Origin of the sequence: Helicobacter sp. MIT 00-7814 (assembly GCF_003364115.1) — a bacterium.
GTDB lineage: Bacteria > Campylobacterota > Campylobacteria > Campylobacterales > Helicobacteraceae > Helicobacter_F.
The window spans coordinates 1-23,362 of the sequence record NZ_NXLL01000004.1 but is presented as its reverse complement, the minus strand read 5'-3'; the positions used below and the strand labels follow the sequence as shown (position 1 = coordinate 23,362).

26 protein-coding genes are annotated in these 23,362 nt (G+C 42.8%); 9 read left to right on the top strand and 17 right to left on the bottom strand.

Annotation, left to right across the window (positions count from 1 at the left end):
• Positions 1-7: 7 nt before the first annotated feature.
• The 3 genes from purD to ispG form a co-directional block, all read right to left on the bottom strand.
• Positions 8-1,303 carry a phosphoribosylamine--glycine ligase gene (gene purD / locus CQA49_RS01940; RefSeq protein WP_408938898.1) on the bottom strand — a complete coding sequence of 432 codons (1,296 nt, stop codon included), beginning with the start codon at positions 1,301-1,303 and terminating at the stop codon, positions 8-10.
• A gap of 386 nt (positions 1,304-1,689) precedes the next feature.
• On the bottom strand, positions 1,690-2,913 hold the full coding sequence (locus CQA49_RS01935) for a glutamate-5-semialdehyde dehydrogenase (RefSeq protein WP_115574352.1): 1,224 nt from the start codon (positions 2,911-2,913) through the stop codon (positions 1,690-1,692).
• Between the two features lie 27 nt (positions 2,914-2,940).
• On the bottom strand, positions 2,941-4,008 hold the full coding sequence (gene ispG / locus CQA49_RS01930; RefSeq protein ID WP_115574281.1) for a flavodoxin-dependent (E)-4-hydroxy-3-methylbut-2-enyl-diphosphate synthase: 1,068 nt from the start codon (positions 4,006-4,008) through the stop codon (positions 2,941-2,943).
• A 121-nt stretch (positions 4,009-4,129) separates the two neighbouring features.
• Between ispG and CQA49_RS01925 the strand changes: the two genes are divergently transcribed.
• From CQA49_RS01925 to CQA49_RS01910, 4 genes are read left to right on the top strand one after another with little or no spacing between them, the layout of a single operon-like run.
• Positions 4,130-4,693 carry a hypothetical protein gene (locus CQA49_RS01925; protein ID WP_115574280.1) on the top strand — a complete coding sequence of 188 codons (564 nt, stop codon included), beginning with the start codon at positions 4,130-4,132 and terminating at the stop codon, positions 4,691-4,693.
• Positions 4,694-5,833 (top strand): lipid-A-disaccharide synthase, encoded by a 1,140-nt coding sequence (gene lpxB, locus CQA49_RS01920; protein ID WP_115574279.1) that lies wholly within the window; start codon positions 4,694-4,696, stop codon positions 5,831-5,833.
• Positions 5,834-5,889: 56 nt separating this feature from the next.
• Entirely contained in the window at positions 5,890-6,099 is a 210-nt protein-coding gene (locus CQA49_RS01915; RefSeq protein ID WP_115574278.1) for a hypothetical protein, read from the top strand.
• Positions 6,072-6,650 (top strand): methyltransferase domain-containing protein, encoded by a 579-nt coding sequence (locus CQA49_RS01910; RefSeq protein ID WP_115574277.1) that lies wholly within the window; start codon positions 6,072-6,074, stop codon positions 6,648-6,650. The genes CQA49_RS01915 and CQA49_RS01910 overlap by 28 nt, the downstream gene beginning before the upstream one ends.
• Here the strand turns inward: CQA49_RS01910 and CQA49_RS01905 are convergent.
• The 5 genes from CQA49_RS01905 to CQA49_RS01885 all read right to left on the bottom strand — a co-directional run bounded on the left by CQA49_RS01905 (position 6,647) and on the right by CQA49_RS01885 (position 10,113).
• Positions 6,647-7,087: a copper resistance protein CopD gene (locus CQA49_RS01905; RefSeq protein ID WP_115574276.1), complete on the bottom strand. Its 441-nt coding sequence runs from the start codon at positions 7,085-7,087 to the stop codon at positions 6,647-6,649. The genes CQA49_RS01910 and CQA49_RS01905 overlap by 4 nt on opposite strands.
• A 183-nt stretch (positions 7,088-7,270) precedes the next feature.
• Positions 7,271-7,882: a Crp/Fnr family transcriptional regulator gene (locus CQA49_RS01900; RefSeq protein ID WP_115574275.1), complete on the bottom strand. Its 612-nt coding sequence runs from the start codon at positions 7,880-7,882 to the stop codon at positions 7,271-7,273.
• A gap of 20 nt (positions 7,883-7,902) precedes the next feature.
• Complete coding sequence (locus CQA49_RS01895; RefSeq protein ID WP_115574274.1) at positions 7,903-9,195, bottom strand: hypothetical protein; 1,293 nt, start codon at positions 9,193-9,195, stop codon at positions 7,903-7,905.
• A 3-nt stretch (positions 9,196-9,198) separates the two neighbouring features.
• Entirely contained in the window at positions 9,199-9,645 is a 447-nt protein-coding gene (locus tag CQA49_RS01890; RefSeq protein WP_115574273.1) for a hypothetical protein, read from the bottom strand.
• Between the two features lie 36 nt (positions 9,646-9,681).
• Positions 9,682-10,113 carry a hemerythrin domain-containing protein gene (locus tag CQA49_RS01885; protein ID WP_115574272.1) on the bottom strand — a complete coding sequence of 144 codons (432 nt, stop codon included), beginning with the start codon at positions 10,111-10,113 and terminating at the stop codon, positions 9,682-9,684.
• A 158-nt stretch (positions 10,114-10,271) separates the two neighbouring features.
• Between CQA49_RS01885 and CQA49_RS01880 the strand changes: the two genes are divergently transcribed.
• The 3 genes from CQA49_RS01880 (at position 10,272) to CQA49_RS01870 (ending at position 12,616) form a co-directional block, all read left to right on the top strand.
• On the top strand, positions 10,272-11,483 hold the full coding sequence (locus CQA49_RS01880; protein ID WP_115574271.1) for a metallophosphoesterase: 1,212 nt from the start codon (positions 10,272-10,274) through the stop codon (positions 11,481-11,483).
• A gap of 67 nt (positions 11,484-11,550) precedes the next feature.
• Complete coding sequence (locus CQA49_RS01875) at positions 11,551-12,129, top strand: class I SAM-dependent methyltransferase (protein WP_115574270.1); 579 nt, start codon at positions 11,551-11,553, stop codon at positions 12,127-12,129.
• Between the two features lies 1 nt (position 12,130).
• Positions 12,131-12,616, top strand: coding sequence for a bifunctional 2-polyprenyl-6-hydroxyphenol methylase/3-demethylubiquinol 3-O-methyltransferase UbiG (locus CQA49_RS01870; protein ID WP_115574269.1), 486 nt, complete (start codon positions 12,131-12,133; stop codon positions 12,614-12,616).
• 12 nt (positions 12,617-12,628) lie between these two features.
• On the opposite strand, the gene CQA49_RS01865 is transcribed toward CQA49_RS01870, so the two are convergent.
• The 4 genes from CQA49_RS01865 to CQA49_RS01850 all read right to left on the bottom strand — a co-directional run bounded on the left by CQA49_RS01865 (position 12,629) and on the right by CQA49_RS01850 (position 16,824).
• Entirely contained in the window at positions 12,629-13,471 is an 843-nt protein-coding gene (locus tag CQA49_RS01865; protein WP_115574268.1) for a prephenate dehydrogenase, read from the bottom strand.
• A gap of 209 nt (positions 13,472-13,680) precedes the next feature.
• Positions 13,681-15,075 (bottom strand): TolC family protein, encoded by a 1,395-nt coding sequence (locus CQA49_RS01860; RefSeq protein WP_115574267.1) that lies wholly within the window; start codon positions 15,073-15,075, stop codon positions 13,681-13,683.
• Positions 15,076-15,123: 48 nt separating this feature from the next.
• Positions 15,124-15,936, bottom strand: coding sequence for a 5'/3'-nucleotidase SurE (gene surE, locus CQA49_RS01855; protein WP_115574266.1), 813 nt, complete (start codon positions 15,934-15,936; stop codon positions 15,124-15,126).
• A 21-nt stretch (positions 15,937-15,957) separates the two neighbouring features.
• The gene (locus CQA49_RS01850) at positions 15,958-16,824 is read right to left on the bottom strand and encodes a polyprenyl synthetase family protein (RefSeq protein ID WP_115574265.1); all 867 of its coding nucleotides are present in this window, start codon (positions 16,822-16,824) and stop codon (positions 15,958-15,960) included.
• A 96-nt stretch (positions 16,825-16,920) separates the two neighbouring features.
• On the opposite strand from CQA49_RS01850, the gene CQA49_RS09975 reads away from it, so the two are divergent.
• Positions 16,921-17,067 (top strand): hypothetical protein, encoded by a 147-nt coding sequence (locus tag CQA49_RS09975; RefSeq protein ID WP_181882582.1) that lies wholly within the window; start codon positions 16,921-16,923, stop codon positions 17,065-17,067.
• Here the strand turns inward: CQA49_RS09975 and CQA49_RS01845 are convergent.
• The 5 genes from CQA49_RS01845 to traF (CQA49_RS01825) all read right to left on the bottom strand — a co-directional run bounded on the left by CQA49_RS01845 (position 17,064) and on the right by traF (CQA49_RS01825) (position 21,889).
• The gene (locus tag CQA49_RS01845; protein WP_115574264.1) at positions 17,064-18,095 is read right to left on the bottom strand and encodes a PDZ domain-containing protein; all 1,032 of its coding nucleotides are present in this window, start codon (positions 18,093-18,095) and stop codon (positions 17,064-17,066) included. The genes CQA49_RS09975 and CQA49_RS01845 overlap by 4 nt on opposite strands.
• Positions 18,096-18,103: 8 nt before the next feature.
• Positions 18,104-18,409 carry a YbaB/EbfC family nucleoid-associated protein gene (locus CQA49_RS01840; RefSeq protein ID WP_115574263.1) on the bottom strand — a complete coding sequence of 102 codons (306 nt, stop codon included), beginning with the start codon at positions 18,407-18,409 and terminating at the stop codon, positions 18,104-18,106.
• Positions 18,410-18,572: 163 nt separating this feature from the next.
• Positions 18,573-18,920: an aspartate 1-decarboxylase gene (panD, locus tag CQA49_RS01835; protein WP_115574351.1), complete on the bottom strand. Its 348-nt coding sequence runs from the start codon at positions 18,918-18,920 to the stop codon at positions 18,573-18,575.
• A gap of 140 nt (positions 18,921-19,060) precedes the next feature.
• On the bottom strand, positions 19,061-20,716 hold the full coding sequence (traF, locus tag CQA49_RS01830; protein WP_258864154.1) for a conjugal transfer protein TraF: 1,656 nt from the start codon (positions 20,714-20,716) through the stop codon (positions 19,061-19,063).
• A 39-nt stretch (positions 20,717-20,755) separates the two neighbouring features.
• Positions 20,756-21,889 (bottom strand): conjugal transfer protein TraF, encoded by a 1,134-nt coding sequence (traF, locus tag CQA49_RS01825; protein WP_115574262.1) that lies wholly within the window; start codon positions 21,887-21,889, stop codon positions 20,756-20,758.
• Positions 21,890-22,133: 244 nt separating this feature from the next.
• On the opposite strand from traF (CQA49_RS01825), the gene CQA49_RS01820 reads away from it, so the two are divergent.
• Positions 22,134-23,225: an NAD(P)-dependent alcohol dehydrogenase gene (locus tag CQA49_RS01820; RefSeq protein ID WP_115574261.1), complete on the top strand. Its 1,092-nt coding sequence runs from the start codon at positions 22,134-22,136 to the stop codon at positions 23,223-23,225.
• Positions 23,226-23,362 lie beyond the last annotated feature (137 nt).

The window sequence follows — 23,362 nt, the reverse complement described above, 5'->3', positions numbered from 1 at the left end:
GTTAAAACTAATGCGCTTTTTGCTTTGAATCTAAATACGCCAACCCGCGCGCTGCGATATCTTTGCGAAATTGCATTCCTTCAAAATGCACGCTTTTTAGAATCTCATAGGCATTTTTCTGCGCTTTTTGCAAACTCTCCCCAATGCCAACGCTCACAAGCACGCGCCCACCACTTGCAAAAAGCTGTTCACCCTCTTTTTTCACGCCTGCATAGACAATATGTCCTAGGTTTTTATCAAAATCTTTTATTGTGATTGCTTGAGGCGCGCTGTTTTTATAAGGATAGTCTTTTGAAGCGACCACAACGCCGACACTATAGAGATTTTCAAACTCGATTTTTTGTGGATTCTCTGCTAGTAAAATATCAAGTAAAGGCGTTTTTAAACAGGGCAAAAGCACCTCGCATTCAGGATCGCCAAAGCGCACATTAAATTCAAGCAAATATGGCTTCAACGCGCCATTTTCCTCCACCACCATAATGCCACCAAAAAGCACGCCCACGAAAGGATTCCCATCTTGTGCCATGCCAGAGATTGCAGGATTTATAATCTCTGTTTTAATGCGCTCAAAAAGCGCGCTATCACACATCGGCGTTGGCGTGTAAGCGCCCATTCCACCGGTATTTGGACCTTCGTCATTATCTTTTAATCGCTTGTGATCTTGCGCAGGATTTAAGACAACGCAATCCTTGCCATTACTTAGCGCAAAAACTGAAAGCTCAAATCCATCTAAATATTCCTCCACCACCACGCGAGCACCCGCTAGCCCAAAAGATTCCCCGCTTAGCATATTTTTGGCTTCTTTGATTGCTTCTTGTGCGCTTTGTGCGATGATGACGCCTTTACCAGCGCAAAGCCCATCAGCTTTTACTACAATTGGCGGGGTGAGTGTGGCGATGAAAGATTCTATTTCCTTAATATCGCTACTTTGCAAATAGCGCGCAGTTGGGATTTTGTGCCTTGAGGCAAAGTCTTTCATAAATGCTTTACTGCCTTCCAAACGCGCCGCATTTTGACTCGGACCAAAACACGCGATATTATGTGCGCGCAAAAAGTCGCTCACGCCTTTTGTCAATGGCTCTTCAGGACCAATCACAACAAGCGTGATTCCTAGATTCTTACAATAGCTCAAAAGCTCGTCATTAGTGTTATAGCTGATATTTGTGCCAAGCAAGCTACTTGCGCCATTCCCGGGGGCAAAATACAGCGCGCTCACGCGAGAATCTTTACTCAAAGCCAACCCAAGCGCGTATTCACGCCCACCACTGCCGATAATGAGGATTTTTTGCATAAAAAGCTCCATAAATAATATTGTATCACTTTGGCTAACGCCAAAGCTTCGCGCCACTTTCAACCGCTTTGTTTCCAGCTTCGCGCGCAAACACTATCTTTTCTAATTGATTAGATTCTTTAAAGTTATAAAAATATCATTGAAAGCACCCAGATAGGCGTTACTCTAAAAGTTAGCAAAGCCTAAAAAAGAGAACAAACAGGGAGAGGAGGTCTCACTTAGGCGGCAGATTCTCACTTTTATCAAGCTGCAGGCGAAAATACCGAACACACAGAAACTCTACGCCATCCCAATAAACTTTTTTAGTAACAGACTTGCGTTATTTTATGTGAGAAAAGCGCGCTATCTAGGCGGGGGAATTATAAGCATTTTAAGCTAAAATTCACATAAAGCTTTTTTTAGCCTCGCACTGCACCAAGCGCGGTGATTTTATACTTGTAGCTTGTGAGAGAATCTAGCCCCATAGGTCCGCGCGCATGCAGTTTGCTTGTAGAAATTCCCACTTCCGCGCCAAAGCCAAATTCCCCGCCATCGCTAAAGCGCGTTGAAGCATTTGCATACACGCACGCACTTTGCACGCTCTCCAAAAACTGCTCTTGCGCGCGCACATCATTTGTGATGATACTATCACTATGCCCCGAACCAAAGGTATTGATATGCGCAATCGCCTCATCTATGTTTTCTACGATTTTGATATTTAGCACATTCGCGCCCCACTCTGTCTCAAAGCTAGGCGCGCCATCAATGGGGATAATTTCAGCCACTTCATCTTCGCCCAAAAGCTTTGTGCCAGATTTTTCCAAAACATGCGCTAACTTTGGCAAAAACTCTTCCTTAATCTCTCTGTCGCATAAAAGCGTCTCAATGGCGTTGCACGCGGAAGGATAGCTTGTTTTAGAATCTAGGGCAATAGCAAGCGCAAAATCAAGCGAGTAGTTTTTATTGACATACAAATGACATACGCCTTTATCGTGCTTGATAAGAGGAATGCGCGAGTTCTCACTCACAAAGCGTATCAGCCCCTCGCCTCCGCGCGGAATGAGTAAGTCAATATAGCGATCTTGCGCTAGAAACTCCTTGACCTCATCATGGGTAGAGAGCATATTAATGCACTCAAGCGGAAGATTCTGCGCGCGCAAGGCATCATGGAGGGAATCTAAAATCGCCTTATTTGACTCCAGCGCCTCTTTGCCACCTTTTAGCACACAGACATTCCCGCTTTTAAAGCACAGCGCGCTTACATCGCTTGTGACATTTGGGCGCGATTCATAAATCACACCAATGACACCAATAGGCACACTCACCTTTTGTATGCATATGCCACTAGGCATTTCCCAGCCTTCTAAGATTCTATGCAATGGATCTTTGAGACTTGCGATTTGCAATAAAGAATCTGCCATCGCACGCAGTTTAGATTCACTAAGTTTTAGGCGATTGCGCGCAGATTCGCTTAACTTTTGCGCGTGTGGAGAGTGCAAATCTCTTTCATTTGCTTGCAAGATTTTTGCGCTATCACGCAAGAGATTTTGCGCGCAAAGTTGCAAAAATGCGTTCCTTTGCGCGATTCCAAGCGTGCTTAAAATATCTTTTGCCTTTTGCGCCTTACGCAAAATCTGCTCCATCTGCCCCATCATTTCTCCTTAAAATATTTATGCCATTTTTTCGCGCTCTTTGGCGAGCTCCTGCACTTCTTTGATAAAAATTTCTAAAATTTCAGATTCTTTATATTTGCCTATGACTTCGCCAGCTTTGATGATCATTCCCTCTTTATTCCCAAAGGCGATGGCGATATCTGCGTGCTTTGCCTCTCCTAGCGCATTCACCACACAACCCATCCCGCTTACTTGCAGAGGCGTTTTGATATGCGAGATTTTTTGCTCCACTTCGCGCACCGCCTTTACCAAATCCGCCTCAATGCGCCCACAAGTAGGGCAGGAAATAAGCGTAATGCCCTGCTTTTGTCTTCCGCTATATTTTAGAATCATCCTTGCAAGATTGACTTCCTCCTCCAGCTCGCCGGTTACTGAGCAGCGCATCGTATCGCCAATGCCTTCCATCAGTAAGCCCCCAAGCGCCATAGCAGATTTCACCGCAGAATGCATAAGCAACCCCGCCTCCGTCACGCCTAGATGAAAGGGATATTCTACCTTTTCTCTAAGCCCACGATATGCCTGTATTGTGCGGATAACATCGCTTGCCTTGAGCGAAACCTTGATATTATCAAAGCCAAAATCCTCTAAAAGCTTAATGTTATACAGCGCAGATTCTATCATGCCTTGCGGTGTCGCGCCATACTTGCGCTCAAATTGCTTCTCCAAGCTCCCGCCATTGACACCAATACGAATGGGAATCCCGCGCGCATTGCACGCATCAGCCACAGCCTTGATTTTATCCTTACTGCCGATATTTCCGGGATTTATGCGGATACAATCCACAGATTCCGCAGCGATAAGCGCAAAGCGATAGCGGAAGTGGATATCCGCCACCAAGGGAAGCGGGGAAACCTTTTTTAGCTCTTTAAGCGCGTTTGCGTCATTTTCATCACTCACCGCCACACGCACGATATCCGCACCCGCAAGTGCAAGCCTATCGATTTGGGCTTTTGTGGCGGGGATATCGCAGGTTTTGCTAAAAGTCATACTTTGGATTGAAATCGGCGCATCACCACCAATAGCGACATTCCCGACAAAAATTTGTTTGGTTTTATAGCGTTGCATGAAAAGTCCTTGATTTGTGTTTGGAATCTTAAAAATCGCGCGCATTGTAGCATAAAAGAGTGATGAGAGATGCGGAATTATTTTTGCTACAATCACCCAAAGTAAGCTTAAAGGAAGCGCGATGCAGAGCAAGCAAGAACTAGATTCTCATATTTTTAAAGAATTTTTGCAATATGATTTGGCAAGCGGGAGTTTGTGGGAGATTGTGGAGATTTTTGAGCGCCATAGGGCAAATTTTAGAGAACAAGTCGCGCAGTATGAAGAGGATATTTCAAAGGCAAAAGAGGAGCTTAAAAGCCTAAGGGAGCAGATTTTGCAAAGTCAAAAGGAGCTGTCTCAAAAGCTTTCCAAAAAGTCTTCTGGCGCGCAGACTTTGGATTCTAATGAGGCAAAAAACCAGATTCAAAAAAATGAAATTTTAGAGAATCCACCCACACAAAACCCACCACTTACACAAGCCCCTACAGAAAATCCGCTTGCACCAAATACAATGCAGCAAAAAATCCTTGAGTTAGAGCTAGAAAACAAGCGCCTTAGTATCGAACTGCGCGACTTGAAACAAGAAATCCAGCTAGAAAAGCGTGAAAGTGAGCTAAAAAACGCGCACCTAGATTCTCAAAATGCCTCTCTAAACGCCCCTATTAGTCCCGCGCCAAAAGCCAAAAAATCTAAAAAGGTGCTTTAAATGCGACTTTTCATTAGCGCGCTAGAGCCGAGTGCAAATATCCATTTAAGAGCGCTTGCGCTGGAACTGGACAAGCTTGCAGGAGCGCTAAATACACACATTGAGATTGTTGGGATTTTTGAAAATAGGGCTTTTGTCGCTTGTGAGAATCTCAGCGCAAACTCATGCTATGAGATGAGCGATTTTGCCGCGATGGGCTTTATAGATGTGCTGAAAAAGATTTTTTTCTACAAGCGTGTAAATAAGGAGATGATAGAGCTTGCTAGCACTTGTGACAAGGCGCTTTTGCTTGATAGTTCAAGCTTTCATATCCCGCTAGCAAAGGGCTTAAAAAAGCTTGAAATGCGCGGGCAGGCTATCCCGCAGATTATTTATTACATTCTCCCGCAGGTGTGGGCGTGGAAAAGCTGGCGCGCAAAAGAGCTTGAAAAAATCTTTGATAGGCTTTGTGCGATTTTGCCTTTTGAAATTGCGTTTTACCCAAATGCGCTTAGAGAAGGTAGGGCGCGCTATGTGGGGAATCCGCTTTTAGATGAATTGCCTTTGGAGAAAAAGATGCGCGAAAATGGGCGCATTCTTTTTATGCCAGGCAGTCGTAAAGGCGAGATAAAGCGCGTTTTTCCGCTATTTGTGGAGCTTGGCAAAGCTTTAGATGGGAAGCAAAAGATTCTCGCATTGCCAAAGCATTTTGAGAATCTCACACAAGAGGAATTGCAAAATATCTATGGCGAGGGTATTTCGGACTTTGTTTTAAGTTTTGATTCTGTAGAGGAGCTTAGGATTTGCGAGTTTGCCTTTATTTGCTCGGGCACGGCGACTTTGCAGGCGAGCATTCTTGGCGCGCCTTTTGTGCTAGCTTATCGTATGCGCTCGCTAGAGTTCCACCTTCTGCGCTTTTTTGTGCGCTTACAAGTCATTGGGCTTGCAAATATCCTTTTTCAGGCATTACAAGGTGAGCGCGCTGGCAAGGGAAATGCGCGCCTGCATAAAGAGCTAATCCAAAAAGATTTGAGCGTGGAAAATCTCCTAGATTCTTATCAAAATTTTGATTTTAAAAACTTCACTACACATTGCACAAAACTTAGAGAATACCTCAAACACGGCAGCTCACGCTCTGTAGCCGAGATTTTACTAAACTAGTTTTATGCTACAATGCGCGCTAGATTCTATAAATAAATATCAAAAAAGGAGCAAAAATGAGTGAGTATTTTGAAGCAAGGGGCGTAAGTGAAGAAACCTATGAAAATGCAGTCCTCGCGCCATATTTTGAGGAAATTTTCCAATCTTTAAAACCAAATGCTAGAATCTTGGACTTTGGCTGTGGATTTGGACAAACATTGCAAGCAATAAAAAACAAAAGCTTTGCATGGAATAAGCAATTAGGGGGGGGGGCAATACCGCTTTAACAAGCTTAGATTCTAAAGAAAACTACTCCCTTTTTGGTATTGATATTAATCAAAGAGCGATTAATCATGTGCGCTCAATCGGAATAGAATGCGCGCTTGTTGAGGATATTTTTAGTTTTAAACCGCAAGAAAAATTTAACCTTATCATCACCACTCATGTTTTAGAGCATTTGCCAAAAGAGCTTGTAATCCCTGTTTTAAAGCATTTTAGAGAGAATCTCCTCGCTCAAGATGGCAAGCTTTTTGTCGCGGTGCCAAACGCGCAGTCGCATACGGGGTGCTATTGGGCGTATGAGGACTGGACGCATAACACGCTTTTTACTGCTGGAAGCTTAATATATGTGCTAAAAATGGCAGGATTTAGAAATGTAGAGATTGTAGATAAAGACGCGCTTGCTGGAAGCAAAGGATGCAAGCGCTTGATACGCAAAATATTTCTTAAATATTATGCGTTGCGTATGAAATTTTGGAATAAAATCACAAATTCTAGCTTTCATGCGCCAAGCCCGCAAGTCTTTAGCTATGAGCTCAAAGCCTTAGCGCAAGACTAAACCACATACGCAAACTTTGCCAAAAATACCACGCCGACACCTATGACAAAGACGATTTTGTGAGTGTAGGCGCCGAGTGGATTTGGCTTTTTGACAATAAAATACATTGTGAGCGAAAAAATCACAAGCGCAAAAATACAGCCTGCGAGCGCGACTTTAAGCAAAAGCACCTTTTGAAACGCGCTTTCAAAATAGCCATGCACGCCACCTATATGCTGGCTTAGAAGCATCCCACCGCTAAGGATAAGCAGAAAAAAGCAAGGTGGCATGACTTTTGTCTCAATATTTCCTAGAATCTTGCTTGCTTTTTCCGCCTGCTCTTTAGGCAAATGTCGCAAAAGATAGCTAATCACCACCAAATCGCTAAACAAAAATCCAACGAAAAAAATCGCACAAAACAAATGCACAATAAGCGCGTAAGGATATACAGCCTCCATTATTTAACTCCTTGTAAAGTCTTAAAATCTCGCAATACTACCTATAAAAATTTATAAAAATCTTAATTTTTGGTAATTTTTCTCATTCTCTTTAATTTATATATCACTTCGCCACAAAAAGCCTACCAAAACGCGCATATTGCGCCTATTTTGCTTAATAAGATTCTGATATTGCTAGCAATTTTAAGAATCTAGCAATCTTACCAATCCTTGAATATCAAGCAGCGTGATTTTGCCCTTGCTCACGCTAATAAGCCCCATATCCTTAAGCTCCCTAATCGTGCGCGAGAGGCTTTGGGGCGTGGTGTTTAGCTCTTGTGCGATAGTGCGCTGATTTGTTATGCAAAGAGTGTTTTTAGATTCCAACAAATAATGCGCTAGGCGCGCGCGCAAGCTCGCTAAAATGCTATGGGAAATTTTTCTCTCCAAAATGCGGATTTTCCCCATCAGTGAGCCGATAAATGCCACAAGCAAATCTGGATTTTTGCTCAAGCTCTGCTTAAAGCGCGCAAAATCCACACTTAGCACCACGCCATCACTTTCAAAGCGCGCACTCGCGGGATAAGGCAGATTCTCAAAAAGTGGCATTTCAGCAATAAAACTTGTTGGCATGAGCTTGTGAATGATGATTTCATTTCCGCTCGCATCACTTTTATAAAGCCGCACGATTCCCTCCAACAGGACATACAAGCGCTTTGGCGTATCACCTTCATAAAACAAAATAGAATCTTTTGTGTAGCTTAGCTTTGAGCCAATGCTTTTAAGAATCTCCATATATAGGCTTTTTTGCTCCATTGTGATTTCCTTTTGAACTTTTAAGATTGCATGCTAGCAAATGCGCTCAAATCAAGCTTTGGCGAGGTTTTTAAGATTTTTTTGTGCAAATAAAAACTCCTTAAGATTCCAAACAGCAACAAAAGGCTTAAAAACAACAAGAAAAACGCGCTAAGAGCGAGAATCTTATGAAAAACTAGTCCCACAATAGCGCAAAGACAAAAGCCATAAAACCCAAAAACTAGGGCTTTCATCATCTTTGGCGTGATAAAACTCTGCATACTTGGCAAACTCATCACGCCATTATAGCTTAGATGAAACCACGCAAGGAAAGGCACAATCTTGCAAAGCATGCTAAAAACAATGCTCAAAATCCCGCACAAAAAAAGCACGCCAGCACCATAAATAAGACTTGCGTAAGGGAAAAATACCGCGCTAAAAAAGAGAAGTGAAGAGAGAAAAAAGCAAGCAAAGCCAAGATTCCATAAAAAAATCGATGGCTCTTTGAGCTTTCTTTTGCGTGCTTTAAGTGTATAAAATGCGCTCACACTCACACTTAATAGCAATGCACCAAAAACGCCAAATAAAAGAGAATCTGCCACTTTCCCTAAAAATCCTTTTAACACCAACGCCACTAAAAGCGCGCCAAAAAGGGAAGGCAAAATGCCTTTATAAAAGCTTTTCTTAAAACTTGGTGCGACATAAAACATCGGCAAAACCTGCAACATAACGCCAACAATAAGCGCTAGAATCCACCCAAACGCGCCAAAACTCACATGGCTTGCAAGCAAAACCTCATCTTCAAAATTCCAAATCCCCGCATAACTCCCAAGCCGAAGCACTCCAAAAATCACTGCCACCACAAGCGCACACAGCGCGCAAATCATAAAAATAAGGCTAGGCGTGAAATGCTTAATTTGCGCAAGTTTCACAAAAACATTACACGCAAAAATCCCAACCCCAAGAGGCAAGCAAATACAGGCGATGGTGAGAAATACTTGAAAATCAAGCGTAGAAAATGGCGCGAGAAAGCCAAAAAGAAAGCAAAGAAGCCCGACATTGAGATTTATAAGCGTTAAGGCGCACACAAACTTTGGGTAAGAGAGGCGCACGCCGCCAAGCACAGGAAGCATTTGCATAAGCGCGCCAAACATCACGCAAAGCAAAAAACCGATGCTAAAGCAATGAAGCAACGCAATAAAATCACTTGCAAGAAAAAAATCTGTACCTAGCATCACAACGCCTGCCAAAAAAAGATACACAAGCCCATTGCAAAAAAAGCTTACAACCACGCCAAAAGGCGGGGCTTGCGTCAATGAAATGCCTTGATACATGGGCTAACCTTTCAAATTTAAATTTGATTGTCGCGCAAAGTCGCGCAAGAAGGATTCTAGCACCAAAGGCATAGCGATAAAAATCAAAAACACTTCCAAAAACACTTCTTGTGAATTCTCATCATACCCACTTGCGCATTTTTGTGAATCTAAAGGATAGGCGATTTGTGTTTGATATTCCCCTATATTGCGCGCTTGTAGTATGTTTTGTGCGATTTGTGCGCTAGAAATTTGCGTATGATATGCCAAACCCTGCGCGTGCAAAATATCATACAAAAGTCTAGGCTCAAGGCGGTGAATCATACATAAAATATTCTCTGAAGTAGATTCTAAAGCGTCCTTGCTAGAGGGCTTTTCTCCCGCACAATGTGGCAATAAAGAGAGCATAATCTCCAAAGGCTTTGGGTGCTCAAGCGCCCTTGTATCAACGAGAAAAACTCTTTTTGGCATAAAATTTTAGCGTTTTAAAGCATTCAAAAAATCGCGCTAAAAATTCTTTAGCTTTTCCACAAGCTCATCATTGCGCCCACCTAGCTGCATTTGTATCATATTATAAAGCATTTGCTCCTCTTTCATATTGTGCTGTTGTAATAAAATCATCATCCCTTCGCTAATGCCAAAAAATTCCTGCGCATTTTGTGAAACTAGCGCGCCTTTTAACTGCTCCAAAAGCCCGCGCAGCTGGCTATGCTCATATTTCATCACTTCTACTGGACCGCCACTCATTCCCGTAGCATTACTAAATTCCACGAAAAGCAACTCCTCTTCTTGTGCAAAATGGCGCAGTGTGTGGCTTATAAACTTTTCAAACTCTTCTTGCGCCTTCTTAAAATCACCTTCTTGCAATGCCTCTTCCACGAGCGCAAAATGCGAATCGCACTCCCTATGATCTTGCGTCATAAACTCTTTAATTTGCATAATTTCTCCTTATTTGTAAAGTATTAAATCCGCGCTATTGTAGGTTTAAAGAGTTAGAGAAAAATTATCAAGTGTTAATAAAAAGTCATTAATCCAAACCTTATAAAATACGCTAAAAATTTTTAACAGCAATGCAGTGCAGAATCTAGGATTTTTAAATGAAAATTTATCTTTTGGCGTTGAGTATTTTTGGGCTTATGGCATTAACGAAGTTTTATTGTTATAAGCGTGTGTTGCGGGATTTGCGCGTTTTTAAAGGGCGCAAGATTCTCTTAGTTGCGCTGCTAATGTTGCTCTATGGTGGCGAACTAAGCTTTTTTCTCCTTGCAAAAGAAAAAGAATTTAACCACACACTTTATCTTGGGCTTGGTGGCTTTGTGGTGCTTGGGTGTGCGCTTTTTGTGGCATGTGTGCTTGTGGATTTAGCACAGATTTTTGCAAAAATTTTTCTAAAATGTGCGTGTAAAAAGCAGAATCTCTATAAAGCGCCAAATGCACACAATCCGCCTCTCAATCAATGCACACCTACGCAAAAATGCCCCACACTGCTTGCAAATCCACAGCGCAGGGAATTTTTGCTTACTTTAAAAGATCTTGGCGTGGCGGTGCTTTTTTTATTGCTTGGATATAGATTCTATAAAAATGCTTGCGCAATCCCGCAGGTGCGGAAAGTCTCCATTGCATTGCCAAAGCTAAAGGCGCACAAAAAAATTGCAATGATTAGCGATGTGCATCTTGGCAAGGCGCTTGGGGTGGAATTTATGCGCGGGATTGTAGAGCGTATAAATGCGCTAAAGCCTGATATTGTGGTGATTGTGGGGGATTTGGTAGATGAAAATATCGAGTTTGTCAAGCCCGCACTTTTAGAGCTCAATAAGTTAGAAGCGCGCGCGTATTATGTCAATGGCAATCATGAATACTACCACGGAATTACGCCTATTATGCGTGCGTTGCGCGAGCTTGATATAAAGGTGCTTGAAAATGAGAATCTCGCGCTAGAGGATTTTAACCTCGCGGGGATTTGTGATTTGACTGGCTTGCGATTTCAAAAATTTGAGCCAGATATTGAGCGCGCCAAAAGTGGGCTAGATCCTAGCAAGCCTAGCATTTTGCTCGCCCACCAGCCAAAGATTCTGAAATTTTATGATGTCAGCGCCTTTGATCTTGTCTTGTGCGGACATACGCACGCCGGGCAGGTATTTCCGCTTAGCTTCCTTGTGTGGCTTGATCAGCGCTACATACATGGGCTTTATAAGCTAGATTCCAAAACGCAACTTTATGTAAGCTCGGGCGCGGGATTCTGGGGACCGACAATCCGCTTCCTCGCCCCTAGCGAAATCGCACTTTTGGAGCTAGAAACAGAGGGATAAAATTTATTTAAGCAAAGATTCTGTATACTTAGAATTTGACAACAATAAAGAAAGGTAGTATCAAAAAATGAATACAAACCCTACTTACACAGATTTTTATACATACAGAAGCAAAGAAAATGCGCTTTTAATCTTTCAGCAAAGGTTAAAAGACGCAAAGATTGTTTTTGAAAAATTTCATGAAAGTTTTATGCAAAGAAATTGTCCTATTTGTGGAAGTAATGAGTTTAGCTCTTTACCAAAATTCTTGGGATATTACGAGATGAGTCTTTGTGCTATTTGTCATTCTGAATATGTAAATCCTGCTCCAAATCCTCAGGCATTAAGCTTCTATTATAACCATTGCGAAAACAACAAAACCTACGCCTTATTGAACTCTAAACAAAAAGCAAGCGCAAAGATAGATTCTCGAGTAAATTTTATTGCAGAATATATAGAAAAGATTTTGCAAAAACAAGATTGTTGTAATATATTAGAAATTGGTTGTAATTCCGGGGTTTTTATATACGCACTAAGCGAATATTTGCAACAAATAGGTAAAAAAAATGTAAATTACTATGGAATCGATATTGATGAAAATGCGATTACTCTAGCACAAGATTCTTTAAAAGAGCAAATAGGGGGGGGGGCAATCTTTAAAAGATAAAATTACCTTTCAAGCCCTTGATGCAGAAAACTTAAAAAATCTACAAACACAGTTTGATATTATCGTGCACTTTGAGTTGATAGAACATCTTTTAGATCCAAATGCATTTATGCAATCAATCAGAGATAATCTATCAGAAAATGGCTTTTGTATATTTACTACACCAAATGCTGCAAGCCTTGAATTAAAAGCATTAGATTATAATAAAACAAGACTTTTAGCGCATTCTTTGTATCCACCTATGCATTTAAATGCTTTCAGTACACAAAACATCGCACTTTTTGCATTTAAAAATAAATTTAAACTTAAAGCCATTGATACACCCGGAAAATTTGATATAAGTATTTTAAGCCATAGTGCAGATGAGCTAGAAGATAAGATATTGCGTCAAATTTGTGCGTTTGATGAGAAAACAAAAGCTTACTTACAATATTTATTGGTATATTTGGATGCAAGTTCTCATATGCGCGTAGTATTGCAAAAATAAAATTATTTTTTCCTACAAAAAATCCTGCAACTTATTTGCCCTTGCCATAAAGGATTCTAAGCCTTCCCAATCTTCATTTTGGAGCATTTCTCTTGCGTTTTTGAGTTCAGATTCAAAGCATTCTAGCGCGCGCAAGGTGTTTTGCTTATTTTGCTTAAAAATATCATTCCACATTTTTGGCGAGCTTTTAGAAAGCCTGCTCATGGACTTAAAACCACCGCCCACAAGGGCTAAAATCGTCTGCGGATCCTCTTGTGAAAGCACAGCATTTGCCAGCGCATAGCTGATGATATGGGGCATGTGGCTAATAAGCGCGATATGCTTGTCATGCTCTCTCGCGTCCATTTTGATGATTTTCATACCAATGCTAAGGAAAATCTCGCGCGCCACCTGCACCTGATGTGCGCCACTTTGCTCTAAATTTGAAAGAATCACAATCTTATCTTTAAACAAATCCTGCACCGCAGCCTTTGGTCCATAAAACTCCGTCCCACTCATCGGGTGCGCACCGACAAAATTCGCGCGGATAGATGGCGGCACAGATTCTAAAATCTTTTGCTTCGTCCCGCCAAGATCGATAATCGTGGCAGTTGGCTTAATATGCTTAATATTTTTAACAATCTCAATAATCCCCTCAACCGGCACCGCGATAAAAATCACATCGCCTTCACTTAAGAGCTGTTCCAAACTAATGCACTCATCAACAAGCCCGAGGGAAAGCGCCTGAGAGGCATGCAGAGGATTGGTATCATAGCCTGCGATACAGCCAAAACTCCCAAGATTTTTTAGCGCCAGCCCAATCGAGCCACCAATAAGCCCAAGCCCGATGATTCCGACATTTTCAATATGTTGCATAACTAACCCCTTGTTTTAAAAGTTATAAAATTGCGCGCTTTGGCGATGAGATTTTGTAGCGTTGATTGAAATTTGAAAATTCCCAAACAGCATTAGAGAATCTACAAATCTTATCAACCAAAAAATATAGAGTATGCGTGCGTAACGCAGTGGAGCGGAGCTTGCAAGGACAATGCTTGCGCAAGTGATACCAATTAATAGAACACGCTCTAACGCTGATACTCATAAAAAGTCTCTATCTCATCGCTCAATGCCAAAAGCTTCGCTAGCGCCACAATCGCCTTAAATCCCACGCTTTTTTGCTCCACAAGCACGCTTTGAAGCGAATTTTGCGCATCAATTACCTGCGCACTCGTGGCTAAGCCCTGCTTAAAGGCATTTGTTTGAAGTTTAAGATTTTCCTGCGCCAAAATAATTGATGAATTAAGACTTTCATACTCTTCCCGCGCAAACAACGCCTCTTTGTAAGTGCGACGCACAAGCAAAGTAATATCCTTAATCGCCTGCGCCTTGAGACTTTCTAGCTCTAAGGTAGTAATTTTGCTCGCTTGATACCTCTGCAGGCGCGCAGTGGGCGAGATAATAGGGATATTTACGCCAACACCCACATACCAAGTTGGGATTGAGCGCACAAGTAGAGAATCCTGCTTATCGGTAAAAATATAGCTCCCCATTCCCACCACCTGTGGCAAAAAGCTCGCGCGCGCAAGGCTTGTAGCTTCATTAGCAGATTCTATCTTTAAATCAAGCGAACGCAGTGCAGGATAGCTCTGCAGGGCTTTTTGCACATAATAATTTTCATCATACAGAGGCTTTGAGGAAACCTCGATTTTTGAGCTAGGCGCAGAATCTTGCGTGCTTAGCGCGCTATTTAGCGCTAAATCCGCGCTTAGTCTTGCATTTTGCGCGCTACGCAAGGTATTTTTAGACTTATCGCTTGCCACTTGACTTGCCAGCACCTCTAGGCGCGCGATTTGCCCGCTTTTTTCTAAATCAAGCGCGTTGTTGTAATGCATCATCGAGGCTTCAAAATTTTCCTCGCAAACCTCTTGTAAGTCCTTTGCCAACACACTTCCATAATAAATCGTCACAAATTCTTCAAAAGTCGCAAGTTTTTTTAATCGCATGGCTTCAGCGGCGTCTTTTTTGGCGATTTCAGCGATTTTTATCCCTTTCACACGCGCCCCGCCGGTGTAAAGCGGATAGATGATATTAAACGCGCCCACCATCACATCGCGCTCTAACAAGGTTATTGGTTTATTGACACTGCTTAAGATTCCGCTCAAAAGCGCATCTGTCTGCGGAATCCCTGTTGATTGCATCTGGGTATTGAGGCTATGCTGCATAGCTTCATCAAAATAGAGATACGCGCCCTTAAAATTTATCTCTGGTAAAAAGCTAAGCTTCGCTCCAAGAGCGAGCTTTTGAGCGCGTGCAAGGTTGTGTTCTTGAGCTTTGAGCGCGTCATTATTTTCTAGCACTTTCTCCCAAGCGCTTTTGACATCAAGAGTGCTTGATTCTTGCGTACTTTGTGACATTTGCTCGCCATTAGCCCATACAAAAAGCATAAAAAATAACAGCGTAAATTTTCTACTCTTATTCATTATGTTTGTTCCTTTTAATTCCTTAAAATTGCATTGCCTCGCTTGATTCTACTCTTGCACCCACTGCTGGAGAGAATCCACATCTTCATAGCTTGTCAAATCTAGCTTTATAGGCGTTATGGAAATGTAGCCCTCTTTTGTCGCGTCAAAATCGCTTAGCCCGCCAAAGCGCGCGCCATTGACATTTGGCATGTCTTTACGCTCCTCCCAAACAAGCGGTTGTAAACCAAGCCAATGGTATTCCTGCCCGCGCGGATTGCGGTGCAATTGCGCAGAATTACCATAGATTCTATAGCCCATTTGCGTGATTTTTGTGCCTTTGCATTGTTTGGGTGCAATTTGTGGGATATTGACATTCAAAAACTTTCGCGCACCAAGCGGGAATGAGCGCGCAAAAATCTTTTGCACCAGCTCCCTAATCGCCTCTTTTGCAAGTGCGAAATCAAAATCGCTTCCCAAATTTTTATCCCTTAGCATTTGAGAAATCGCAATAGAATCTATGCCTTGCAAACAGCCCTCCATCGCCCCTGCAGCCGTGCCAGAATAGGTAATATCCTCGCCCATATTTGAGCCGATATTAATGCCAGAAATCACCAAATCAGGCTTCACCCCACTGCCATAAAGCGTATTTAGCGCGAGATACACACAATCACTCGGCGTACCATCATCAAGCTTGTAAAAATCATCATCCAAGCGCACAAAGCGCAAAGGCTTTGTAATGCTAAGCCCATGCCCGCACGCGGACTTTTCACTTGAAGGCGCGACAATGGTGATTTGCGCCAAATCATTAAGCGCGTCTTTGAGCGCCAAAAGCCCGCTAGATTCATAGCCATCGTCATTTGTCAAAAGAATTCGTTTCATTTGTGCTTCCTTTTTATCAATTTATGCGTAAGATTTGAGATAAGGTTTTAAGATTTCATTAAGATTCTCTTTAAGCCGTAAAGGCAGGGAATCTAGCGTTGTTTTAATGTTTTGTGCAAGCGTGTGCGCCTGATTTTTTGCGCCTTCCAACCCTAGCAAGGTTACATAAGTATTTTTTTGCAAATCATTTTGCACGCGTTTTCCTGCTTGCTCCTCGCTTTCAAGCACATCGATGAGATCATCGCGCACTTGAAAAAAAAGCCCCAAATCACTACTTAGATTTTCTAGCTTTAGTGTAATTTCCTCACTCGCATTTGCGATAATCGCGCCAAATTTTAGGCTTGTGGCGATGAGTTTTAGCGTCTTATTTTGATGAATGATTTTTAGCTCTTCAAAAGTGATTTTTTTATTCTCAAACTCGCAATCAAGCGCCTGTCCTAGCACCATTCCGCTAGCACCAGCATTGTGAGAAAGCTCATAAATAAGCAAAACTTTCACTTCTGGGGAAAGCTTAGCAAGGGAGAGAAGCTCAAATGCGTAGGTATTGAGCGCATCGCCAACAAGAAGCGCCAAAGTCTCATTATAAGTCGTATGCAAAGTGGGGAAACCACGGCGCAGAGGGGAATTATCCATACAAGGCAAATCATCATGGATAAGCGAATAAGTATGCATGCTTTCCAGCGCAAGAGCGGGCAGAAAAGCATTTGGCAGCATCGCAGGGGAAAGGGAATCCACCACGCATAGGCATAGCATCGGGCGAAAGCGCTTGCCCCCAGCGTCCATCATCTCCCACAGCGCCTTTTGGTAATGCGGATGGAATCCGCCAACTTGCGGCGCATTTGCCCTCAAAAACTCCTCAAATTCCTTGCTTAATTGCTCTAGTCCCACTTGAATTCCCTTTGTTCTTTTTAATTGTATCACTCACAAGAGCAAAGCCCTTGTGAGCTCCGCTCCGCTTCCAACTTCGCGGAAGTAAATTCCGCTTTGTTTCCAGCTTCGCGCGCATACATAGCCTTTTTTAATTGCTTAGATTCTGCGGATTCTCTAACGCATGGCGGTATTTTACCATTTTTCCTTAAGAAAATTTTGCAGATTCCACAACGCCATTTTGGCTTTGAGAATCCGCTTTAAATTTTTATAAAAAACTCAAACTCCCCGCGTCTTACAAGAAGCTGGATTTTGCCTTCATAGGTTTTCAAAGCTTGTGGTTGCAGGCTTTCGCTTAGCAGGGTTGTGAGATTAGCCAGAGTTGCGGGCGTTTTATTAATCCACACGATTCTATCACCCACTTTTAGTTCTTTAAAGCGCGAGTTTTGGGCGTTTGTCATACTTAGAATCTGCAGATTTTCGCTAAGCTCTATCCCAAAGCGCTCCAAAAAAGTATCGCGCAAAAGCATTCCGCCATAGAGCCTACCCACCACCACTTCAGCATTTTGCAACGCACCATTGCGCTTGAAGCTAACTTTTGCGCTTGAGCCAATTTTGAGATTACTAATAATCCAATGCGCTTGCGAAAGGGAAGTAAGCTTAGTGCCATTAACGCTTACAAGCTCATCTCCGCCCAAAAAAGGATTGTTTGCAAAAAATGGATCGCTCAAACTCACACGCAGTTTGTGATCCAACCTCACGCCAATGTCCCCATACACGCCCGCTTCACTTTGCAAAAATCTATCAATATATTTTTTTTCAAGGAAGCCATTGTCCCCAACGCCGATTCCATAAATTTGGTAGCAAATATTGCCAATCACGCTATTTGGCGCGAGCTTGCTTGAAAAGTGCGCATATTGCAAATAATCGCTTTGTCGCGCGGTGATATGCCCTTTTGGCGGATTTTTGGCAGTGATGGCGATGAGGTTTTTATCTTTAAGCGTGCGCTCATCAAGGGGTAATAAATCATAGCTTAGCTTTGGAAGCGTAGATTCAATCAAATACAGCCCCACAAAGGGATCGCTTTTGAGAATCTTTGCCTTTGGGCGCGTTTTGGAGTGCATAAAAAGCACAACTTTGCCCTTGTGTTTAAGCGCCACTGCGCGCGTATCGCCCACCGCGACACTTGCGTTGTTGTAGTAATTAATACAATGCGTGTAGTCATACTCCTGCGCTCCTAGCGTGGCTAACGCACAAAGGAATAAGGAAGTGAAAAAAAATCTTACGCGCATTGCTTTTGCTAGCTTTTATTAAAAGGATTTAGGTTACCAAGCATACCAAGCGCGGTGTTTTGGCGGTTTTGCTCCATTGCTTTATATGCATCATTAAGCGCGCCAAGCAAGAGAATCTGCAGAGAATCCCTATCCTCCAGCAGGCTTTCATCGATGTTTAAATCAATGATTTCGCCCGCACCATTAAAGCTCACTTCCACCAGCCCACCGCCACTTTTGACATTAAAGCGCGTGTCTTTGGACTTTTCATTGAGCTGCTTAAGGCTCTCTTGCATATTTGCAAACATATCGCCAAGCTGTTTTGGGTCAAACATTGTTTTATTCCTTTTTTATTGTATCGTCTCGTGCGAGTGAATCGCACTTCGCCTCCGCTCCAGCTTCGTTTTACTTCGCTTTCGCGCACATATTTTACCATTTTTGGTTGTTGAGATTTTAAGATTCTACAACGCGGTTTAGTGGCTTGAGAATCTTAGATTTTTACTTGCAAATTTTATTGCAAGAATCCACATGCACGACTTTTGGCTTAAAGCCTTTTGCCTCGTTAGAATCCATCATCGCATACGCCACGATAATCACCAAATCGCCAATCTGCGCCTTGCGCGCGCACGCACCATTAAGGCAAATCTCGCCCTCATTTTCGCCCAAAATCACATAAGTGCTGAAACGCTCGCCATTGTTGATATTAAGCACATCTACTTTCATATTCTCAAGCATTCCAGCCGCATTTGCAAGGTTTTTATCAATTGTGATTGAGCCTGTGTAGTTGAGATTTGCGTCACTCACGCGCGCGCGGTGGATTTTAGAATACATCATTTCAAACTGCATTGCCAAATCCTTTTGCAAAATTTTGGATATTTTAAAAAAGCCAAAATTGTAGCATAAGTTTTTAAGTAGTAGATTAGCTAAAATTTTAAGCATTCACCTTGAAAGTTTTTCACAATTCCGCGCCAAAGGCACGAGAGAATCTACCACGAAAAACTACCGCCTACGCGCAAATTGAGATATTGAGGCATTGGGATATTTTGTATGTCGGTAAATTTGGTGCTTGACTGCAAGGTAATATCAAGGAATCCGAGCAGATTTATCCCGCCTGTGAGGATAAGCCCGGTGTCCTGTCGCAAGTCTTTCATCGCGCCCACGCGCAAATCCATGCCCCTCCACAAAAAGCCCATACCGCCACCTATCATCTGACTTTTTTGCTTCAAACTGCTTATAGCAAGGAGATCATTTTGCGTCAAATCCACATCAAAAGCGATATTAAATCCCGAGCTTGTATAGTAGCCCAGCCCCGCGCGCACTTGAGGCTTAATCACAACATCTTCAATGGTGGATTTAAAAGTCGGCGAGTTTAGATTCTTACCGACTAAGCCAAAAGTGAGATTGCGAAACTTTGGCAAATCAATCTCATACACAAGCCCCACATCGACGCCAAACGCCCTGCTAGCGTTGCTTCCATTAAAGCTCTGTGTGAGATTGCTAAGCTCTTTTGCAAAATCAGTGTTGGTAGAAATGGCAATCTTATTTTGCACGCTAATGCCATTCATCAGCTTCCCGCTCACACCGACATTGAGGTTGCTATTTTTGAAATAAAAAGTGCGCGCGTAGCCGATTGGAATTTCACTCAGCACAAAAGAAGTGATGGTGAGATTATGCGCGTCACTTGGATTTGTGGTTTGCAAAGCCGCAAGGAGCGAATGCGCATCATAGTCACTTTTTGAGGAAAGCCCATAGGTGTAGCCACTATCGGTAATTTTAAGCTCATAATAATTCCCGCCAGCTTCCAAAATAAGACGCATTTTATCGGGGTTTGCATTGATTGACATACTTGAATACGCCGAGGCGAAAAGCCCCACTGCAAGCGTGCCAACGGTGTTATTTAGCGGACGCGAGCCAAGCTGAAATACAAGTCCATTTTGACTAACAAGGCTTAGGTTGCTATCCTTGATAGAATCTTGCACAAGCGCAATATCCGCCATTGACTTATCTAAGCCCCTATCCGAGCCTTTGCTAATAGTAATGTTGGTTAGCGCATTTGCCACACCACCAGCTGTGCTATTATCAAATTTCAAATTATCATAATCCACACTGCCTAAAATATTGCCCAATAAACCTTTTTGAAGGTCATCTAATGAGCTACTTTTTTGGACTTCATCTTTAATCTTATCGATTAAATCCGTGTAATTTCCATCTTTGTGACTTTGCAAATAACTTGTTAATTTATCCTGTGTGCTTTGCCCTGTTGTGCCAGTGCTACCTAGCACTGTATCTAATGCCTTATCCACCGCATCTACGACACCATTTACCGCGCCAGCACCGCCACCACTTCCACCACTAAAGCTACTTGCTAGCCTTGTAGCGGTATCTTGCATATTTGCAATATCCACGGTTGCGAGCTGTGCGAGATTCTTTTCACTAATACCAACGCCTAAGCTGTAGCCAAATTTCACTTTTGGCGAGGCAGAAAGCAAAGCAGGATTATAGTAAAGCCCCCATGCCGAGTTTTTGAGCGCGACACCAGCGCCCCCCATTCCTGCGGAAGTGTTCCCCATACCGCCAAATTCTAGCGCGCTTGCTAAACTCACACACGCGACAAAGGAAGTAAGAAAAAACTTTGCTTTCATAACCGCCTCCTAGCCTTAAATCAAACTTCGCTCAATGCATTAAAATGTGAATCCGCCACCCACTTGAAACGCTACATATCGTGGCATTGTCCCACCATCAGCAAGGTGTGATTTGCCTGAAGATACAGCAAGTGAAACATCTAAGAATCCAAAGCCAATGCCAGCGGAAATAATCGCGCCGTTATCCTGACGCAAATCTTTTGCTAAACCAGCGCGTGCGCTAAAAAGCACCGCGTCAAAGTCAATGCCCACGCCCATTTTTTGCGATTGCAATCTTGTGCCACCAAGCGTGATGACATCATTATTTGTCAAGTCAATATCTGCAGCGATAACGATGCGCTCACTTGGGTTAAATCCAGCTCCAAAGCGCGCTTGTGGCTTAATCTTTAGCTTCGTTTCGCCAAAACCAAAAGATGGGCTATTGAGATTTTTCCCCACAAGTCCTAAAGTCAAGCTTTCAACCGGCGCATAAGTCATACCCAAATCAATTCCCACATTTGAGCTAGAAATCGCCCCTTCTCTTTTAAGAGAATCATTTAGCAAATCAGAGACTTTCTCTTCGTTAAATTGAGAATCTAGCGCCACAGAGTTATGTGCATAGCTTGCATTCATATATTTAAGCGCCACGCCTAGGCTGATTTTACCAAGTCCGGGATCAAAAGAATACGCATAGCCCACCGGCACTTCGGTTAAAACCAAGCTTGAGATATTAAAATTAATGCCCGCACCATCGACTGTACTTTGACTTGTCGGCAAATATCCTGTTAGCCCAATCGCGCCATATACGCTTGTATTTAACCCAATAGCAAGCTGACCAAAGCTAAACTCTGGCAACTGCAAAGCAAGTGTGCCAGAGAGCTTCACTTGAAGATTGTTGCTTTCTAGCAGTTTGTTAAACGCCTCGACATCTTGCACATTTGCGAGGTTGCTATTGATGATGTTGTACATATTTTTTTCTGACAAACCACCACCAATGCTATAACCTATCTTTGTGCCGGGCTTCGCAGCCAAAAGTGCGGGGTTAAAAAACAATCCATAAGGGCTATTTTTCACCGCGACACCTGTGCCGCCCATACCTAGGGATTTATGCCCCACTTCGTTAAACTCCTGCGCGCTCACCGCGACATTCCCCAATAAAAATCCTGCCAAAAGCGTTTTATAAAAAGTTTTCATAACCTAACTCCTTAAAATAAAATGAAAGCTAAAAATTCAAAAATGCATAATCGACCTTTTGCGAGCTTTTTGTCGCAAGAGGCACATTATAGCGCAAAAGTTATAAAAGTAAAATTTGCAAACAAATTTGCCCCAACCCCCTTGACAGACACTAGGTGTCATCTTTTATAATTACACGCATAGAATCTTTTTAACAACGACAAATTTTTAAGATTCTAAAAAAATGTTTTTTAAAGGAGCAAATATGCAAGAGTATATCAAACAAGCAACAGAGGGCAAAAGGATAGATTTCAAAGGCTATGCGGTGGATTCTAAAGATTCAGCGTTTAAGCCTTTTAGCGCTAGTCGCCATGCGCTGGGGGATAATGATATCCTTATCGAAATCCTTTTTGCTGGGATCTGCCACAGCGACATTCACTCTGCACGCAGCGAGTGGCATGAGGGGATTTATCCGATGGTGCCCGGACACGAGATCGCAGGGCGCGTGGTGGCTGTGGGCAAAAATGTAGCAAAATTTAAAGTCGGCGATTACGCGGGTGTTGGCTGTATGGTAAATTCCTGCGGAGAATGCGAGGCGTGCAAAAGAAGCCAAGAGCAATTCTGCGAAAATGGCAAAGTCGTCTTCACCTATGACTGCAAAGACTGCTTCCATGATAATGAGCCAACTTATGGCGGGTATTCCAACAAAATCGTGGGAAGCGAAAAATTTGCCGTAAATGTCCCCAATGACGCGCCACTAGAGAAAGTCGCGCCTTTGCTTTGCGCTGGTATCACGACTTATTCACCGCTAAAATTTAGCCAAATCAAAAAGGGCGATAAAGTCGGTGTGGCAGGCTTTGGCGGGCTTGGTGTGATGGCGCTAAAATACGCGCTAAAAATGGGTGCGGAAGTGAGCGTCTTTGCGCGCAATCGCCATAAAGAAAAAGAAGCGCTGGAGCTCGGTGCAAAGGCACTTTACACCACTGACAAGCTTGATGAAGTCAAAGAGCGCTTTGATTTTATCATCTCAACAATCCCCACAAAATACGACCCAAGCGCGTATATCAACCTTTTGAAATATGGCGGGGAGTTTGCGATTGTGGGACTTCCACCAAGCGATGTTATGCCACAAATTAGCCTTGATACGCTTGTGTTTAAGGCGGGCAAAAAAGTGTATGGCTCGCTTATTGGCGGGATAAATGAGACGCAAGAAATGCTAGATTTTTCACTCAAACACAAAATCTACCCAGAGACGCAAATCATCACTGCGGATAAAATCAACGAGGCATACGAGGATCTCACCACCGGCAAGGCAAAATTCCGCTATGTCATCGATATGAAAGCGAGCAAGCTTTAAAATTTATCTGCATAGGATTCCATAAGAATCCTATGTAATCATGCCCCTCTGCACACCTAAATCAAAGGAATTTTAGTTACGCGAAGCGTAACCCTTAAAAAGCGTTGTCGGGGGTTTGGGGGTGCAGGGGGATAAGG